The sequence below is a fragment of the Marinobacter sp. M1C genome, assembly GCF_023314135.1.
Classification (GTDB): Bacteria; Pseudomonadota; Gammaproteobacteria; order Pseudomonadales; family Oleiphilaceae; genus Marinobacter.
Genome location: NZ_CP092289.1, coordinates 455,374 through 472,623 on the forward strand (window position 1 = coordinate 455,374; position 17,250 = coordinate 472,623).

The following is a 17,250-nucleotide window of genomic DNA, read 5'->3' on the forward strand; positions in this document are numbered from 1 at the left end:
GGGAACTTCTATGTGGATTTGCTCACCTTGAATGATCCAGGGAAATTATATGGCAGGTAAAGTTTTTCGATCCAGCGTAAAAATTACACGGGCGCAGGCGCGCCAAATCGTAGACGGTGCATTTGCTGTGGCGCGAGCCCGGGATATGGATCCGCTGACGGCATTTGTTATGGATGGGGGCGGCAATATGATTGCCGCCGAACGGGAAGATGGCTGTGCACCGCTGCGTCTTCCTGTCTCAAGAGGCAAGGCGTTTGCTGCTTTGGGGAATGGTGCTTCCAGCCGAACGGTGGGGGAGCGCAACGAGCAACGGCCAGCCTTTTTAGCGTCAGTTGCGGCGGCTGCGGACGGCCAGTTCGTACCGGTAGCGGGCGGTGTATTGATTCTTGATCCAAACGACGAGGTTATCGGAGCAGTGGGGATTAGCGGTGCTTCTTCAGATGAGGATGAGCAAGTAGCGATTGCCGGCATTGAAGCTGCAGGTTTTAAGGCAGGAACCGCTCCCGACTGAGACTGAGAGCGGTCATGGCTCGTTTTTAAAGCGAAAAATGACCGCGTTCATTTTGTTCAGGTTCAGAAAGAGGATTGCGGCTTAAGTGTGCCCATTATTTGGCGGAATTATCTAATCTCTCCTATGCACCAAAGCGTGTTGGCACTGGCCCCGCGTCGTAATTAGACTAAAGTATAATATAGAATTATGAATTATGAATTCATATTTGGAGTGTGGTTGGTCCAAACGTCTTACCGGAACAATGGATTTTGGTGCAGAAATTGATGGGTCAGGCTCGCCGATCATCTTTAAAGGTGGTATGAGACGGCAACACGGTCATTTTGGAGAGATTTAACGATCGACGGTTTTGCTTGCAAATAAAAACAATGAAATATCGGAGACCAGTATGAAAATTTTGAAGACAGCATTGCTCGCTTCGGTGTTTGCGCTAGGTGTACAAGCCGCGCAGGCAGCAGAGACCCAGATCAAGTTTGGTCATGTAGGGGGTCCGGGATCTTTATTCGAAAAATCAGTCAACGAATTCGCAAGAATTGCCAATGAAAAGCTGGAAGGTAAGGCCGAGGTCATACCTTTTGGTTCCAGTCAGTTAGGCAGTGACTCCCAGATGCTGAATAAACTGAAATTGGGTACGTTGGACCTCGCTTTGCCCTCGTCCGTCATGAGCAGTGTCGCACCCGAATTTTCGGTGTTTGAAATGCCCTACCTGATTGAAGACAGGGAGCACATGAAGCGCGTACGGGATGAACTCGTGCGGGACGTGCTTTACCAGGCTGCAGAAGACAAAGGCTACCGAGTTATTGGCGTTTGGGAGAACGGCTTCCGGCAAATAACCAACAATGTTCGGCCTATCGTTGTGCCTGCGGATCTGGATGGCATCAAGCTAAGGACCCCCAACGGGGTGTGGCGCGTTGAGATGTTTCAAAGCTATGGTGCGAGTCCTGCCCCAATGGCACTTTCCGAAGCCTTCGTTGCGTTGCAGACAGGCGCGATGGACGGCCAAGAGAATCCTCTGGTCCAAATCTACTCCCAACGATTCCACGAGGTTCAGGATTACCTGTCAATAACCAATCACGTTTACACACCCGCCTATGTATTGGCTGGCGCCCGCTGGAGCCGACTGCCTGAGGATGTCAGAAATGTGCTGATTGAGACAGCTCAAGAAGTGGAAGCCTTTGCACTTGAACAAGGCGAAATGCTTGATAACAGTCTGGTCGAAAAAATGAAAGCTGAAGGGATGCAGGTAAACAAAGCAGATCAGAAAGCATTTGTTGCCGGCTCAGACGCGATCTACAAAAAGTTCGCTGATGAAGTAGAAGGCGGTCAGGAAATGCTGGATAAGGTTAGTCAGCTCCGCAAGTAATAAAGGACGATTCCTGTCTGTTGTGCATGGTTCGCGATCACTGCGCGGATCATGTGTTGCACGTAGGTACTAGCCGGCTCTCGTGTTTCAGGGGATATAAATGAATTCACTTACAAATTTTAAAAACGCTTATTTCAAGTTTCTTGAAGTTATTGTCGTTGCCATAATGATTGCTCTGGCATCGGTTGTTACCGTAGGTTTTCTCTCGAGACTTGTTGGTTCACCGTTTAGTTGGTATGACGAAGTCGCCTCTGTGGGTTTGGCCTGGCTGACTTATTATGGTGCCGCACTCGCTGCAGCCAAGGGTGCTCACATTGGTTGCCCGACCGTTGTTAACTATTTCCCCCCCGCAATCCGGTTGCCCATTGCGTTAGTCGCTGAGGCAATCACCATCGGTTTCTTTGTTTTACTCGCCTATACCGGCACGCAAGTCGTCCTGATCCTTGAGGGGTCAACGCTTATCAGTTTAACCAGTGTGTCCGTGCAGCTAACACAATCTGCAATTCCTATTGGGGCTGTCCTCTTTATTATCGCCGAGCTCTTACATCTGCCAGAAGTGATCGCCAGCGCCAAAGGTGATGGGTTCATAGACCATGAACTGGAAGAAGCGGGCCTAACCTACGACAAGGCTTCAATAACTACTAAATAGTAGCCTTGAGCGAGCCCAGGAGAATAATAAAATGATCATTTTTTTCATGTTTGTTGGTCTGATATGCCTGATTCTGATCAACGTGCCTGTAGCGATAGCGCTAGGTATCGTTGGTGCTGTTGCAACTGTCAGTAGTTACGGCGTCGCGGCATTACCCAATGTCGCGATGGTAATGTTTGATGGTGCGACGAAGTTCCCGCTCATTGCGATTCCGCTCTTTATATTAGCGGGTGCCATTATGAACGCCTCTAGTATCTCGCGGCGGTTGATTGATCTTGCATCGGCAATGCTTGGTTTTATAAAGGGCGGGCTGTCTATGGTTACCATAGGCGCTTCGATATTTTTTGCAGAAATTTCGGGGTCAGCTGTCGCGGGAGTCTCTGCTATCGGCAGTATTATGATTCCGGCGATGAAAAAGAAAGGCTACTCGAAGGAGTTCTCGGCGGCTATTTCATCCTCGGCGGCGAGCCTGGCGATTATACTGCCGCCATCCATCCCCATGATTCTTTATGCCGTAATGTCCGGCGTTTCTGTGGTTAAAATGTTTGTCGCCGGCATTTTGCCCGGGATATTGGGAGCTCTGGGCTTAGCCGCCATGTGTTACTACCTGGCGAAAAAGAATAACTTTCCGTCGGAAGGTGAGTTCCGGGCCAAAAAGCTCTGGGAAGCGTTCAAGGGTGCGATTTGGGCATTATCGATTCCGGTTATTATTCTGGGTGGTATATTTGGCGGGATCGTAACTGCGACCGAAGGTGCTGCACTGGCCGTTGTTGTTGCCATCTTCATCAGTACCGTTGTCTACCGTGAATTCAACCTGCGTATCTTCTACAAATCCTGTCTCGATGCGGGCGTTCAAACGGCTGTGGTTATGCTTCTGGTGGCGAGCTCCGCTGTCGTGGGGCTTTATCTCACCGAGACTCAGCTTCCACAGCAGCTCGCCAATTCCATCAGTGACATGACCGACAACAAGTACATCATCTTGGCGTTGCTCAATGTCGTCTTCCTGATTCTGGGCATATTCCTGCATTCTGCCGCCGCCATCATCCTGGTGGTTCCAATCGTTCTTCCGCTAATTCTCGCGGTGGGTATTGACCCGGTCCACTTCGGTTTGATCGTTACATTGAATCTGGCCATAGGCCAACAAACACCCCCTGTGGCGAGCGTATTGATTGCTTCGTGCTCCATTGCGAAATCTGATATCTGGGCGACTTCGCGCACCAACCTCTGGTTTCTGGGTGTGCTGTTCGCGATTCTCATCATAAATACCTATGTTCCAGCCTTTGCATTGTCATTGGTGAACCTGGTTTATGGCACCTAATAGCTGAAGGGGATATGAAATGAATAAACCTGACCAAGGCAGTGTCGACTGCAAGGTAAGCCAAGGGGTGGCCTGGGTTGGCTTCAATCGCCCAGCAAACCGCAATGCAATGACGTGGAGTATGTACGATTCACTGGAGCGGATTTGTGAAGAGATGGACGGGAAAGCTGAGGTAAGCGCTGTCGTTTTCTATGGCTACGGTGGGGAAGCATTCGTAGCCGGAACGGACATCAAGCAATTTGCTGATTTTGACCACGGTGATCAGGGCATTGCTTATGAACGCCGTATTGACAGTGTGCTCCATAGCCTGGAAACCATGAAAACGCCGACCATCGCGCTGCTTGAAGGTTTTTGTGTCGGCGGTGGAGCAGCTATTGCGCTTGCTTGCGATTTTCGTTATTGCACGCCCTCGCTGAAGTTCGGGGTACCGATTGCTAAAACCCTGGGCAATTGCCTGTCGGTCACCAACGTTTCACGCCTGATGGATCTCGTGGGTATCCCCCGAACCAAGGAGATTCTGATGGCGGCAAAACTGATCGAGGCACCGGAGGCCGCGTCCTTTGGGTTAGTCAGCGAGGTTTTTGAAGCCGATGTCATCAGGGATGAGGTCGACAAAAAAGCGCAGGCTTTCAGTCAGCGAGCGCCTTTGACGGTGCAGGCCGCCAAAGAAATTATCAACCGCGTGCTCGCACACAGACGGACGGCTGCGGATGTCAGTGATGACTGGGTGAGAACCTGCTATGCCAGTGCCGACTTCAAAGCAGCGGTCAATAAGTTCGTCACCAAGACGCCGTTTGAATGGACCGGCAAATAGGTTACTTACTGAACAGCTTTTCCAACATGGAGAAAACACATGCTTCCCTTGAAAAACATAAAAGTTCTGGATGTCTCGCAAATCATGGCCGGGCCTTATTGCACCATGGTGCTTGGTGACATGGGGGCAGAAGTCATTAAGGTGGAAAAGGCCAATGGTGGCGATGACAGCCGACAAATGGGGCCCTACGTTAACGACGAATCCACTTGTTTCTCCCAAATCAACCGAAACAAGAAAAGCATCTCTTTAAACCTGAAAGATGAACGGGCGAGGGCGATATTCTATCGGCTCGCCAACGACGCAGATGTCATTGTCGAGAACTATCGGCCCGGAGTGACGAAATCTCTGGGGATCGATTATGAGGCCATTAAAATGATCAACCCCGGCATAATTTACTGCTCTATTTCAGGCTATGGTCAAACGGGTCCTTACAGTAATAAAGGCGGTTTTGATCTGGTGGCCCAAGGCATGAGCGGTTTGATGTCGATGACGGGCGAGCCAGGTCGGCGGCCGGTAAAAACCGGCATTGCCGTTTACGATATCGGTGCTGGCATTACGGCGGTCTATTCGATTTTGGCGGCGTGCATACACAAAATGAACACCGGTGAAGGTCAACAGATTGATATAGCCATCACTGAATGTGGCCTGCCCTGGTTCAGTTGGGAGGCGGCGGCGTACTTCTCCGAAGGCACCGTGCCGGAAGCCACCGGCTGGCGTCATCGCGTATCCGCCCCTTATCAAGCCGTCAAAACTCAGGATGGCTACATGATGCTGGGCTGCGCTAACCAGCGAACCTGGGAGCGCTTCTGCCAGGATGTCATCGCGCGGGACGATTTAATTGCCGATGAGCGGTTTTTGACCAATAGCGACCGTGGACGCAATGTCGAGCAACTCGAACGTGTTCTGGAAGAAATCCTGTCCCTTCGTGAAACGGCGCACTGGCTGGATCGATGCGACATTGCAGGCGTGCCCGCCGGACCGATCAACAATTTCGCCCAGGCCGTGCAGGATGAGCATTTTCTCGCCAGAGGCATGGTCGAGGAAATCGACCACCCGGTGATCGGCAAGATGAAAACGATCGGTTTTCCCAGCAAATTTTCCCGTACACCCTCACAGATTCGTTACCCGGCGCCCCTCTTTGCGCAACACACCGATGAAATCTTGTATGGCGCTGGTTTGAGCGCAGAGGAGGTTAGTAATCTCCGCCAGGAGGGTTGTATCAAGTAGTTCATTACTTCGATATTTACCCATAATGCGCTTCATATGTGAATTCAAAATTCAGAATTTATAGACACCATAAACGTGCGGAGTATTTCCTATGTTGAAACTTGATTTTCATCCATCAGGCCGGCACTTCCTTCAAATACCCGGGCCGTCTCCGGTACCGGACCGTATTCTGCGCGCCATGAGCCTCCCGACTATTGATCATCGCGGGCCGGAATTTGGCGCTCTGGGGCTGGAGTTGCTGGCGAAGGTTAAGGTCATCTTTAAAACGACCCAGCCCGTTATTATCTACCCGGCATCCGGAACCGGTGCCTGGGAAGCCGCTCTCATTAACACGATGTCTAGCGGTGACCGGGTGCTGATGTTTGAAACGGGTCACTTCGCAACACTGTGGGAAAAAATGGCACGTCGGCTTGGCTTGGAACCAGAATTTCTGGGGCTTCCCGGTTATGAGGGCTGGCGTGCGGGTGTGCAGGCCAACATGATTGAAGATCGCCTGAGACAGGATACAGAACATACCATTAAGGCGGTCTGTGTCGTTCACAACGAGACCTCAACAGGTGTCACAAGCGATATCCCGGCAGTGCGTCGAGCCATGAATGCCGCTGGCCACCCAGCACTGTTGATGGTTGACACCATCTCCGGCCTGGCCTGTGCAGACTATCAACACGATGCGTGGGGCGTCGACGTAACGATTTCTGGTTCCCAGAAAGGTTTAATGCTGCCGCCGGGTATCAGTTTTAATGCCTTGTCGGATAACGCCATCGCTGCCAGTAAAACCTCAAATTTGCCAAAAAGCTTCTGGGCATGGGACGAGATTCTTGAGGCCAATAAAAACGGTTATTGGCCTTACACGCCCAACACGAACTTGCTTTACGGCCTGAATGAAGCGTTGGATATGTTGCTTGACGAAGGTCTGGAACAGGTGTTCGCGCGTCACCAGCGTTGGGCTGCCGGTGTGCGTGCGGCCGTTGAAGCCTGGGGGCTGGAAGTTCAGTGCCAAGAGCCAGATGTTTACTCACCGGTTCTGACGGGGGTCGTCATGCCTGAGGGCGTGGATGCGGATGCGGTTCGGCGCCTGATCTACGAGCGTTTCGATCTGTCGCTGGGCATGGGGCTGGGCAAGTCGAAAGGCAAGATGTTCCGAATAGGACACCTCGGCGACTGCAATGATCTGACTTTGATTGCCGCGTTAGGCGGCTGCGAGGCTGGTCTGAAGTTGTCTGGAGTGAACCTCAAAGGCAGTGGCGTTTTGGCAGCGCTGGAGTACTTCTCCCAGAACCGGCCGCACCACGTCAATTAATAGCGGTGTTTATAACGGCATAGATCAGGAGTAAACGATGAACTCGTTTTCAGAGCCTAAGATACAATCGCAAAATGCGCGAGTAAAACCGATGTCTGATGTTGCCGCTCGTTTGGCACATGAACTTGCGGGCGATGTGCTTTTTGACGACGCCTCACGCGGACGATACTCCACGGACGCGTCTATCTACCAGATTATGCCGGTCGGTGTCGTGATACCCCGCAATCAGGCGGACTTGCAACTAGCTGTTGATATAGCACGGGATGCAAAAGTTCCGGTACTTGCGCGCGGGGCGGGCACCAGCCAGTGCGGCCAGACTGTTGGCGAGGCGATCATTCTGGATACCAGCCGCTGGTTAAATCAGATTGTCGAGTTTGACGAAGAGAAACAGACAGTGGTCGTTGAACCCGGTCTGGTTCTTGACGACCTAAACCGCTGGCTCAAGCCCCATGGGCTTTGGTTCCCGGTTGATGTATCAACGGCCGCCCAATGCACCATTGGTGGTATGGCGGGCAATAACTCCTGTGGCTCAAGGTCCATCAAGTACGGCAACATGGTCCACAATGTTCTGGGTATCGACGCCTTACTTGCGGACGGTTCGCAAGGGCATTTTGGTTTGACCAGCAACCTACCTGTCAATGAAAGAATTCGCGCAATAGCCCAGCAGGTGCAGCACATCGCAGAGCGGGAAAACGCCAACATAATGGAGAGTTTTCCCAAGGTTCTGCGTCGCGTGGGTGGTTATAATCTTGATATCTTCAACTGCCAGAATTCGCGTCCTTATAACCTGGACGGCCAGGTTAATCTCGCACACCTGTTAGTCGGTTCTGAAGGAACTCTGGGGCTTACACAGAGAATCAAGCTTCAGCTTGCACCGCTACCGGTTCACAAAGTGCTGGCCGTAGTTAACTTCGTTCAGTTCTATCAGGCCATGGACCTGACCCAGCACATCGTTACTCTCAATCCATCAGCGGTAGAGCTGGTGGATCGCACCATGATAGACCTTGCGATTGAAAATGCAGCGTTCCGGCCCGTGATCGAGAAAGCGCTAATTGGCAAACCCAAAGCCATTCTGCTGGTTGAATTCTCCGGGGAAGACGCGCAGAAACTGCGAGGCGATCTGGCAAAGCTCAATGAGCTGATGGGGGATCTGGGTTTACCCGATTGTGTCGTTAGCATGACCGGCGCCGCTGAACAGGCCGCTTTGTGGAATGTGCGCAAGGCAGGCCTTAACATCATGATGAGTATGAAAGGTGACGGCAAGCCTGTTTCCTTTATTGAAGACTGCGCAGTACCGCTTGAAAGCCTTGCAGAATATACCAGTAAGCTCACCGAAGTATTTCATAGACATGGCACGGAAGGGACCTGGTATGCCCACGCCAGTGTTGGCACTTTGCATGTTCGGCCGATCCTGGATATGCGTCGTGACGGAGCGCAAAAAATGCGTGCAATCGCCGAAGAAGCGTCAGCGCTGGTGCGCGAATACAAAGGTGCTTTTTCCGGCGAGCATGGCGATGGGATCTGTCGCGGAGAGTGGGTGGCCTGGCAGTTTGGGCCACAGCTCAATGCGGCATTCAAGGAGATTAAACAGCTTTTCGATCCTGAGAATTTGCTGAACCCCGGCAAAATAGTCGATACCCCGCGAATGGATGATCCAGACTACTTCCGGTTTAATAAAGGGTATAAGGGCATACCAATAACGCCAGCGCTCGACTGGTCAGGCTGGGATGTACTTCGCGATCCGTTAACCGGCGAACAAAGTGCGCCGGGCAGTGCGGGCGATCCGACATCCGGGCTGATCAAAGCCGTTGAAATGTGCAACAACAACGGCCATTGCCGTAAATTCGACGCCGGCACCATGTGTCCCAGCTTTCGCATTACCCGGGAAGAACAACACCTGACACGAGGGCGCGCCAATACATTACGGCTGGCGTTGTCCGGACAGTTGGGGTCAGAAGGCCTGGCCGGCAACGATGTCAAAGAGGCACTGGATCTGTGTGTGTCCTGCAAGGGCTGCAAACGTGATTGCCCAACCGGTGTGGACATGGCCAAGATGAAAATTGAGGCACGTTCGGCCTGGTCAAAAAAACACGGAATTTCACTTCGAGATCGATTTGTGGCTGAAATGCCTCGTTACGCTGCATATGCTAGGCATTTTTCAAGCGTCATCGCTGCAGTTGAACGGGTGCCTTTTTTGTCAGACTGGATTAAGCGCACCTTAGGCTTGGCAGAACAGCGCGCTTTGCCGAACTTTTGCGGTAACTATCTGGCTGGCGCTGCTGCGAAGCCTGGTAGCGCAGTCTATGAAAAAGAAGTTTTGCTGTTTGTCGACACCTTCAATAACTACCTTGAGCCTTCTAACGCGGAAGCGGCACAACGGGTTCTTACTGCCGCCGGCTACCATGTGCACGTCAACAAAGCTCCGAGCGAGAGACCGTTATGCTGTGGCCGAACCTATCTTGCCTCCGGCCAGGTGGACAAGGCCAAAGCCGAAGCAAAGCGCACACTCGAGTACCTGATGCCGTTTGTTGAACGGGGCATCAGTATTGTCGGGCTGGAGCCATCCTGCCTGCTAACCCTACGCGATGAGTTTTTGCAGTATGGCTACGGTGAGCAGGCCGTGGCTTTGTCGAAGGCGTCCTTCCTGTTTGAGGAGTTTTTGGTCAAAGAACATGATGCTGGTCGTCTAAAGCTCGATTTAAAAGCCCTCGAAACATCCAGAATCCTTCTACACGGCCACTGTCATCAGAAAGCATTTGATGCTCTCCGGCCAGTCGAGCAGGTGCTTCGCTGGATACCGGAACTAGAGGTAAAAAACATCGAAACCTCATGCTGCGGAATGGCCGGCAGCTTTGGATACGAACGTGAACACTACGAGGCTTCGATGCAGATGGCCGAGCTTTCTCTTCTGCCCGCGGTTCGTAAGGCGGAGGCCGATGATCTTGTGGTTGCCGATGGCACCAGCTGTCGACATCAAATTCACGATGGCGCCAATAAAACCGCCTTGCATGTCGCAAAGGTGTTGGAAAGTGCATTAGCTTGACCGTGAAGTGGTTGATTGGATGTGACCAGCTCAGTAAAGGAATAATACCCTGAGACTGGAGAACGTGTATGACCAAAAGAACGTGTTTCCTCAGTCAACATCGGCCGTCGCCCTGAGTATTGCGCGAGGCGGCTGTGTTGTCTCAGGTCGGTCAATTTTGAGTCGACGTTAATGGGCTAATACTGTTCCGGCGCTATGCTTAACCACGAAGTTTTGAAACTGAAAATAGCGATACCATTCATTTAACATTACATGCCTCTTCTAAAGCTGTTACTCCCAATGTATTAGCTGTACTTATATTCGATATAATTTTATATCGTTTGACTCCCGATATTCAGTGCCATATATTTAGTGGATAATACTTATGCAAAATTTCAATATATTTTATAGTTAAAATTTTTCTAATGAATCTAATAATATAGACCTAAGACCGTTATTAGAGTTTTTTAAGTAAGAAAAATTTGCAATAAAAATTATAAAATAGATTTTGACAGAAATAATGGAATGAAGAAAATGAAAATATACAGTCACGAAAAACAAAAGCTTCATCATCCTAAAAGCTACTTTTCTCGAGGGCAAATGCGCCAGCCCCAAGAAACACCTGAGAGGTTGACTGAGTTATTAAAAGCTCCACAGATAATGGGGTTAGAAGTAACGACTGCGAAAGAAATAGGGATCGAGCCGATTTTAGTAGTACATGACTTCGACTATGTTGAGTTTTTAAAGCATGGTTATGAAGAATGGATGGCTTCGGGTGAGGATATGGGAGAGGAGGTTCAAACCACAGTCTATGTTCCAAACAACAATTCCGGGCTTGGTATTTTGGCAAAAGCGGCCAAGTATCAAGCTGATGGTAGCGCCCCAATTGGCAAGCATTCATGGACCTCTATTTATTGGTCCGCTCAAACGGCACTTAATGCTGCTGATTCATTATTAAATGATGAGATGCATCAAAATGATATTCAAATATGCCTGACGAGGCCCGCAGGGCATCACGCTAGAAAAAGCGCAGCAGGTGGTTTTTGTTATCTAAATAACGCAGCAATTATCGCTGAGCACTTACGCCAGAAATTTCAAAAAATCGCCATTTTAGATACCGACATGCATCATGGTCAGGGTATTCAAGAAATATTTTATGACCGTAAAGATGTTCTATATACTTCGGTGCATGGCAGTCCTATTAATTTTTATCCCGTAGTTGCAGGTCACGAGCACGAAAGAGGGCATGGGAATGGCTACGGTTATAATGTCAACTTCCCGATGCCGCACGGTACCGATGAAGTTGGATTTTTTCATTATGTAGATAAATCTATCGAAATTGTAAAGCTGTTTAATCCAGACGTTGTCGTTCATGTGTTAGGATTCGATGTCTATAAAGACGATCCACAAGCTAAATGTCATGTCAGTACGCAGGGTTTTAAAACGCTAGCAAAAAAGCTGAAGGCACTGAATAAGCCAGTGATTGTTTTAGTAGAAGGCGGTTACTGTATAGAAAAGCTCAATGAAAACCTACAGGCTTTTTTATCTGGACTTATTTCAAAGGATTAAAACTAATAGTTAGTTAGAAACGGAAAGTAAAATTTTTCTAAGCAAACCATTAATTTAGATAATTTTTCTGTTTAAGGTGCCTTCACTAAATTACCGATCGGCGAAAAATCGGGTGTTAATCAGATATTTATAATTTTGAGAGGCACATAGTATTTTATATACCGATCGTGAAGAGGAGATGATATGCGATATAAGGTCATCGTAATTGGTGCTGGTATGGTCGGAACGTCTATCGCCTGGCATCTACAAAAGAACAATTCTCAGGTTCTTCTGCTAGACAAGAAGTCACCGGGATTAGAAACGTCGTATGGCAATGCAGGATTGATTCAGCGAGAAGCGATTCATGTTCATCCTTTTCCTCGGCGGCTGATTGAACTGATAAAAATACTGCCGAATAAAAATACCGATATTCGTTATCGCTTACCTGCTGTTTTCCGTTATCGACACGCACTACTGCAGTACTGGCGGTTTTCTGCACCCTTGTCAGTCCAAAAAATAGAAAAAGAGTGGCAGACTTTAATTGAGCACTGTACAAGTGAGCATCAGAAAATGATCACGGCTGCTGACGTTGAGGATTTGATCAGACGTGACGGTTGGATCGAAATGCACCGAACGGAAGATAAGTTTAAGGCTGCCGTTACAGCAGCTAAAAATTCGCGTGAACAGGCGGTTGAGCATAAAGTTCTTTCCCTTGCAGAGTTGAAAAAACTAGAACCTAACGGAAATTTTGAAGGGTTTATTGGTGCAATTCATTGGTTAAATTCTTGGCAAGTCTCAAACCCAGGTGCGTTAGTGAATGCGTATGCCAAGAGCTACCAAGATATGCACGGTACGATAGGTAAATGTAGCGTCAAAAAAATTCTGCCGGACGGCAATGGTTGGCAAGTGGTAACCGATGATAAGGTTTTTTATAGTGATCATTTAGTTGTTGCTGCAGGCCCTTGGTCTAGCCAACTGATAAAGCCCTTGGGATATAATCTACCCTTATTTCCGATGCGTGGTTATCATCAGCACTTTGAAACTACCGATAAAAATACTACCAATCACAGTTTGGTAGATATGGATAAAGGGTTCGTGATGGGGCCAATGCAGCAAGGCGTTCGTGTTACCACTGGCGCAGAAATCACCTTATTGGATGCGAAAAAAGACTTTGGACAACTTCAAGCTGCATTGGAGTTCGCCAAAAATATTTTGCCGTTAAATGATGAAGTAGAAAGCGATCCATGGTGTGGGTCTAGACCTTGTATGCCTGATATGAAACCGGTTATTGGAGCTTCCGGGGAACACGATAATTTGTGGTTCGCATTCGGGCATGGCCATCAAGGATTTACGTTAGGACCGATTACAGGTCGTATCATTGAAGAGTTAATAAATAATAAACTCTTAACTGTTGATGTTGAGCCTTTTAATGCTCAACGATTTTCTAATTAGTAATAACAATATTTAAACAAACTGGGAACATGACTATGTTGAAATTAAAAAGCAATGAACGTATGAGCCAAATTGTTGTTCATAACCAGACAGTTTATTTGTCAGGTCAAGTCGGGGCTGTCGATGAGGATGTATCTGCTCAAACATTAACGTGTTTGAATAAAGCCAAAAAACTGCTGGAAGAAGTGGGCAGTGATAAATCAAAAATGCTATCAGCAACGATTTGGCTTAAAAGTATGAATGATTTTACGGCGATGAATAAGGTGTGGGATCAGTGGTTTGAAGGCACGTTGCCCCCAGCTCGAGCGTGCGGAGAGTCTGTTTTAGCGCACCCCGATTTATTGGTGGAAATCACCATAATCGCCGCTGAGTAAAGTGCGGAAGCATACTGGCAAACAGCCATCGCTCGTATTTAGAGAAGGTAACAATAATGAATAATACCATTCATGGTGGTCAAGCGATCGTAGACAGCCTTCAATTACATGGAGTTAGTCGCGCGTTTGTGGTCCCAGGCGAGAGCTACTTATCGGTATTGGATGGTCTATACAATACGGAAATTCAGACAGTAGTGTGCCGTCATGAAGCGGCCTGTACGTACATGGCAGACGCACACGGTAAGTTTACAGGTACTCCCGGTATTGCCATGGTTACGCGTGGGCCGGGCGCTGCGCAAGCTTATACCGGTATTCATACCGCATGGCAAGACGGTGTTCCTCTGATATTATTTGTTGGTCTGATTCCCGTTTCCGATAGAAATCGAGAGTCTTTTCAAGAGTTTGACCTCAATCAATGGTTCTCTAGTCAATGTAAGCGTGTATTGATATTGGATGAGGTCTCAAGAGCGTCCGAGATTGTGGCTAAAGCCTTTCACGCTGCCTTGGAAGGTAGGCCTGGTCCTGTTGTCGTCGGATTGCCTGAAGATATTATCCGGCAGGAGTTCCATGGACAACTGCATCCCGTGATACCCGTTGCCGAAGGAGGTGTCTCCGACGACAAGCTCGATATTATACTTGAAGCGTTATCAAACGCTGCCAAGCCGTTAATTTTTGCTGGCGGCCAAAACTGGACGTCGGAAGTTTCTGACCAATTAACGCAGTTCGCAGAAGCTAACCACATACCAGTGATTCATGATTGGCGTGCCTCGGATCGAGTTACTTTTGATTCTCCTGCGCATGCTGGATATCTGGGGTATGGGCGTTCAGACGATTGTGCTGCATTAATTGAAGATGCTGACGTTCTGCTGACGATAGGAACGGTTTTGGGTGACGTTGCTAGCGATGGTTATCGTTTACGGCAGTCCTTTGAAAAGCCGAATTATATCGTTAATTTAGATACTAGTTTGCGGGGGCACAGCGGCTCAGTCACTGAACATGTTGTCGCCAGTCCCATTAGCTTTATCAAAGTGATAGGCAGAGCATCGTTGCCAAGTTCGGTGTCTCGTGACGATTGGTTTAAACATTGCCATCAACAGCAAAGAAAAGATTGTGATCTATCAGAGAAAGAAAGTGAAAGTGTTAGCGCTGAGCAATCATACGCGAGTATGACGCAAGTCATCAGGGCGTTGACAGCGCTATTGCCTGCAGACGCCGTGTATAGTTTTGGTGCTGGTAATCACTGTTTGTGGGCGCAGCGTTATCTACCTACTCACACTTTTCCAAGCCAGTTAAGCACCAGAAATGGCGCTATGGGTTATAGTTTGCCGGCAGGTATCGTTGCAGCATTAGAGTCGCCAGAACGCCTATCTGTAGTAGTCACCGGTGATGGCGAATTTATGATGAATGAAGCGGAGTTATCCACATCAATCCGTTATCAGGCGCCTGTGTTAATAATTTTGATGGATAATCAACAGTTTGGCACTATACGTCAACATCAAGAAGCAAATTATCCTGATCGGGTGTCCGGTACGCAGTTGCATAATCCCGATTTTGCTGCGCTAGCCAATGCTTTTGGTGCACATGGCATACGAGTTGATAATGATAAAGATATCAAGATGAGTGTGGCCGAAGCGATGCAGGTTGTCATAAAAGAGCGAAGGGCTGTATTACTACATGTGATTACCGATCCTCGCAAGTTAGTGCCATAAAATCATGGAGCTATCAGTCACTTATAAAAAAGAGGCATCATGACAAGCTATCAAGTAACGAATCCTGCTAAAGGCGAGGCAGATGAGAAGTATCAAGGCCATTCCAGTCAGCAGATTTAAGATGTCGGCGGTGTTAAACAATCCGGTTTTGGCCGTGAGTTTGGACCTTATGGTATGAGCGAGTTTGTAACTTTTTCGCACGGGGGGAGCTGCCGTGCAAAGAACGAATTTTGCCAAAGCACAGTACGCCGCTAAGAAAAACCGGCGCTTTCTGTGTTTGGCCTGGCTAGCTTCTTACTGGCGTGCAGCCATAGGCTGCTTTCATGCTCCTAGAGTCCGCCAAAAGGGTGGGAAAAGCTCCATAGTGTGCTTATTGCTCATATAATTGGACTGCAAACTTGAAAACCGATAAAATTCTAATTTCACGGAGTCAGTCTTACGGTTTTTGAGTGACACGCTTTTGACCAGCGTCTCTCTAAAGACAGTGACGGAAAGCAAGCTGAGCCCCTGTGGGGTTGGGTCACATAAATATTAAGCTCTAGCGAATCCTGGTAAGCTTTTGCATTTTTAGTTATCAATATATTTAGAGCATAAATGCTAAAAATACTATGATACAAAAAAAACTAGCAGATAGTTTGAATTGGACATTGCTTCATGTGCTAATCGTTATATATGAAGAGGGAAGTATTAGTGTTGCCGCTAATCGCTTAAAAATTACCCAGTCCGCTGTCAGTCAAAACCTTAAAAAGCTTGAAGAGCAAATTGGAAGCCAGCTTGTTATACGTAATACAAAGCCTCTAAAACTTACTCCTATTGGCCATTACTGCTTGCAAGTTGCCCAAACAATATTTACAGAAATTACCTCTATCGAGGCTGTGAAGGGTTTTAATTCTCATCTTTTAGAAGGCGAAATTAAGCTCTTGGTAGCTAGCCGAATTCACAATCCAAAATATAATGATTTTTTGGTATATTTCAAAAAAAAATATCCGAACATCACTTTAGATTTGACAGTGAAATTAAGTAGAGATATTTTAAATGATATCGAACAAAAGAATCCTGCTGTTGGTATTTGTTTAGCTAGCCACACCCCAGAAACCCTTAATCAAAAGTTATTATTTAAGCAGCGCTATTATCTATACTGCGGATATCATCATCCTTTGTTTGTAGAAAAAGATTTGAGTTTTGACAGTCTACTAAAAGAAGATTTTATCGCTTTCAGGAGTGAAGATGTTGGCGAGGTCCTCTTTCCAATTACTGTATTTAAAGAAACCCATGGCTTAACAGGTCGTATTAGCGCCTACACCAATAATTTAGATGAGGCGGTGCGTTTAATTTACACCGGATATGGCATAGGTGCTTTACCTGATCAATTTGTTGCGTCGACCTACCTAGAGTCGAAGCTTAGACGTTTGCCGCCAAAAGAGGGTGTTGCCGACATACCTGTCCATATCTTTTGGCATAAACAACGAGCTTTATCAATTATTGAGACTAAGTTTATTGAAGAGATTGTAGATTTTGATATCTCTGTAAGTGCTCCTTCTGCTGAGAAAGGTGCGGCCGTATAAATATCCTATCTCGGTGGATTGTCTTAAAATATTGTATAAACAGAATTCAACCACCAACGAGAGAATGCCACACCAAAAAGCGCAAGACTCGCTGGAAAATTGTTTTGGAGCGGAGTGATAAGCTGATCTTTTGGATGCAATTGAAGATGTAGGTAGTCTAGGTTTGTCAAAACCAATGGGCTACTTTTTCTGGCCGCGTTCAGCAATTTGCTGGTGGGTAAAAATACTTGTCGGTGTAGGATGAGTGTGCATGAACTCTACCAAAACGGCGGAAAATTTGGAGTTACTCAAACCTTGACCAAAATGATCACTTCCAATTTATTAGCTGCACTTATATCCGATATTATTTTATATCGTTTGACTCCCGATATTCAGTGCCATACATTTAGTGGATAATACTT

General features: G+C 47.8%; 13 protein-coding genes. All 13 read left to right on the top strand.

All coding sequences use genetic code 11. The features are described from left to right. Positions 1–49: 49 nt before the first annotated feature. The 13 genes from MIH19_RS02105 (at position 50) to MIH19_RS02165 (ending at position 16,849) form a co-directional block, all read left to right on the top strand. On the top strand, positions 50–511 hold the full coding sequence (locus tag MIH19_RS02105) for a heme-binding protein (protein WP_249007345.1): 462 nt from the start codon (positions 50–52) through the stop codon (positions 509–511). A 385-nt stretch (positions 512–896) separates the two neighbouring features. Next, the gene (locus tag MIH19_RS02110) at positions 897–1,871 is read left to right on the top strand and encodes a TRAP transporter substrate-binding protein (protein WP_249007346.1); all 975 of its coding nucleotides are present in this window, start codon (positions 897–899) and stop codon (positions 1,869–1,871) included. A 100-nt stretch (positions 1,872–1,971) separates the two neighbouring features. Then, entirely contained in the window at positions 1,972–2,520 is a 549-nt protein-coding gene (locus tag MIH19_RS02115; protein WP_249007347.1) for a TRAP transporter small permease subunit, read from the top strand. 31 nt (positions 2,521–2,551) lie between these two features. After that, complete coding sequence (locus tag MIH19_RS02120) at positions 2,552–3,838, top strand: TRAP transporter large permease (RefSeq protein ID WP_249007348.1); 1,287 nt, start codon at positions 2,552–2,554, stop codon at positions 3,836–3,838. A 19-nt stretch (positions 3,839–3,857) separates the two neighbouring features. After that, positions 3,858–4,652: an enoyl-CoA hydratase/isomerase family protein gene (locus MIH19_RS02125; RefSeq protein WP_249007349.1), complete on the top strand. Its 795-nt coding sequence runs from the start codon at positions 3,858–3,860 to the stop codon at positions 4,650–4,652. Between the two features lie 39 nt (positions 4,653–4,691). Next, positions 4,692–5,879 carry a CoA transferase gene (locus MIH19_RS02130; RefSeq protein WP_249007350.1) on the top strand — a complete coding sequence of 396 codons (1,188 nt, stop codon included), beginning with the start codon at positions 4,692–4,694 and terminating at the stop codon, positions 5,877–5,879. 91 nt (positions 5,880–5,970) lie between these two features. Next, the gene (locus MIH19_RS02135) at positions 5,971–7,179 is read left to right on the top strand and encodes an aminotransferase class V-fold PLP-dependent enzyme (protein WP_249007351.1); all 1,209 of its coding nucleotides are present in this window, start codon (positions 5,971–5,973) and stop codon (positions 7,177–7,179) included. A gap of 91 nt (positions 7,180–7,270) precedes the next feature. Continuing rightward, entirely contained in the window at positions 7,271–10,222 is a 2,952-nt protein-coding gene (locus MIH19_RS02140; RefSeq protein WP_249007352.1) for an FAD-binding and (Fe-S)-binding domain-containing protein, read from the top strand. Between the two features lie 513 nt (positions 10,223–10,735). Then, positions 10,736–11,770 (top strand): histone deacetylase family protein, encoded by a 1,035-nt coding sequence (locus MIH19_RS02145; RefSeq protein ID WP_249008928.1) that lies wholly within the window; start codon positions 10,736–10,738, stop codon positions 11,768–11,770. 183 nt (positions 11,771–11,953) lie between these two features. Continuing rightward, entirely contained in the window at positions 11,954–13,201 is a 1,248-nt protein-coding gene (locus MIH19_RS02150) for an FAD-binding oxidoreductase (RefSeq protein ID WP_249007353.1), read from the top strand. A gap of 29 nt (positions 13,202–13,230) precedes the next feature. After that, positions 13,231–13,575: a RidA family protein gene (locus tag MIH19_RS02155; RefSeq protein ID WP_249007354.1), complete on the top strand. Its 345-nt coding sequence runs from the start codon at positions 13,231–13,233 to the stop codon at positions 13,573–13,575. A gap of 56 nt (positions 13,576–13,631) precedes the next feature. Then, on the top strand, positions 13,632–15,284 hold the full coding sequence (locus MIH19_RS02160; RefSeq protein ID WP_249007355.1) for a thiamine pyrophosphate-dependent enzyme: 1,653 nt from the start codon (positions 13,632–13,634) through the stop codon (positions 15,282–15,284). Positions 15,285–15,892: 608 nt separating this feature from the next. Continuing rightward, positions 15,893–16,849, top strand: coding sequence for a LysR family transcriptional regulator (locus MIH19_RS02165; RefSeq protein WP_249007356.1), 957 nt, complete (start codon positions 15,893–15,895; stop codon positions 16,847–16,849). The last annotated feature ends 401 nt before the right edge of the window (positions 16,850–17,250 follow it).

Bases quoted from the DNA above. Each gene is read 5' to 3' on its own strand.
- MIH19_RS02110 (WP_249007346.1), top strand. From the start codon at position 897: ATGAAAATTTTGAAGACAGCATTGCTCGCTTCGGTGTTTGCGCTAGGT.
- MIH19_RS02125 (WP_249007349.1), top strand. From the start codon at position 3,858: ATGAATAAACCTGACCAAGGCAGTGTCGACTGCAAGGTAAGCCAAGGG.
- MIH19_RS02155 (WP_249007354.1), top strand. From the start codon at position 13,231: ATGACTATGTTGAAATTAAAAAGCAATGAACGTATGAGCCAAATTGTT.
- MIH19_RS02130 (WP_249007350.1), top strand. From the start codon at position 4,692: ATGCTTCCCTTGAAAAACATAAAAGTTCTGGATGTCTCGCAAATCATG.
- MIH19_RS02150 (WP_249007353.1), top strand. From the start codon at position 11,954: ATGCGATATAAGGTCATCGTAATTGGTGCTGGTATGGTCGGAACGTCT.
- MIH19_RS02115 (WP_249007347.1), top strand. From the start codon at position 1,972: ATGAATTCACTTACAAATTTTAAAAACGCTTATTTCAAGTTTCTTGAA.
- MIH19_RS02165 (WP_249007356.1), top strand. From the start codon at position 15,893: ATGATACAAAAAAAACTAGCAGATAGTTTGAATTGGACATTGCTTCAT.
- MIH19_RS02120 (WP_249007348.1), top strand. From the start codon at position 2,552: ATGATCATTTTTTTCATGTTTGTTGGTCTGATATGCCTGATTCTGATC.
- MIH19_RS02145 (WP_249008928.1), top strand. From the start codon at position 10,736: ATGAAAATATACAGTCACGAAAAACAAAAGCTTCATCATCCTAAAAGC.
- MIH19_RS02160 (WP_249007355.1), top strand. From the start codon at position 13,632: ATGAATAATACCATTCATGGTGGTCAAGCGATCGTAGACAGCCTTCAA.
- MIH19_RS02105 (WP_249007345.1), top strand. From the start codon at position 50: ATGGCAGGTAAAGTTTTTCGATCCAGCGTAAAAATTACACGGGCGCAG.
- MIH19_RS02140 (WP_249007352.1), top strand. From the start codon at position 7,271: ATGTCTGATGTTGCCGCTCGTTTGGCACATGAACTTGCGGGCGATGTG.
- MIH19_RS02135 (WP_249007351.1), top strand. From the start codon at position 5,971: ATGTTGAAACTTGATTTTCATCCATCAGGCCGGCACTTCCTTCAAATA.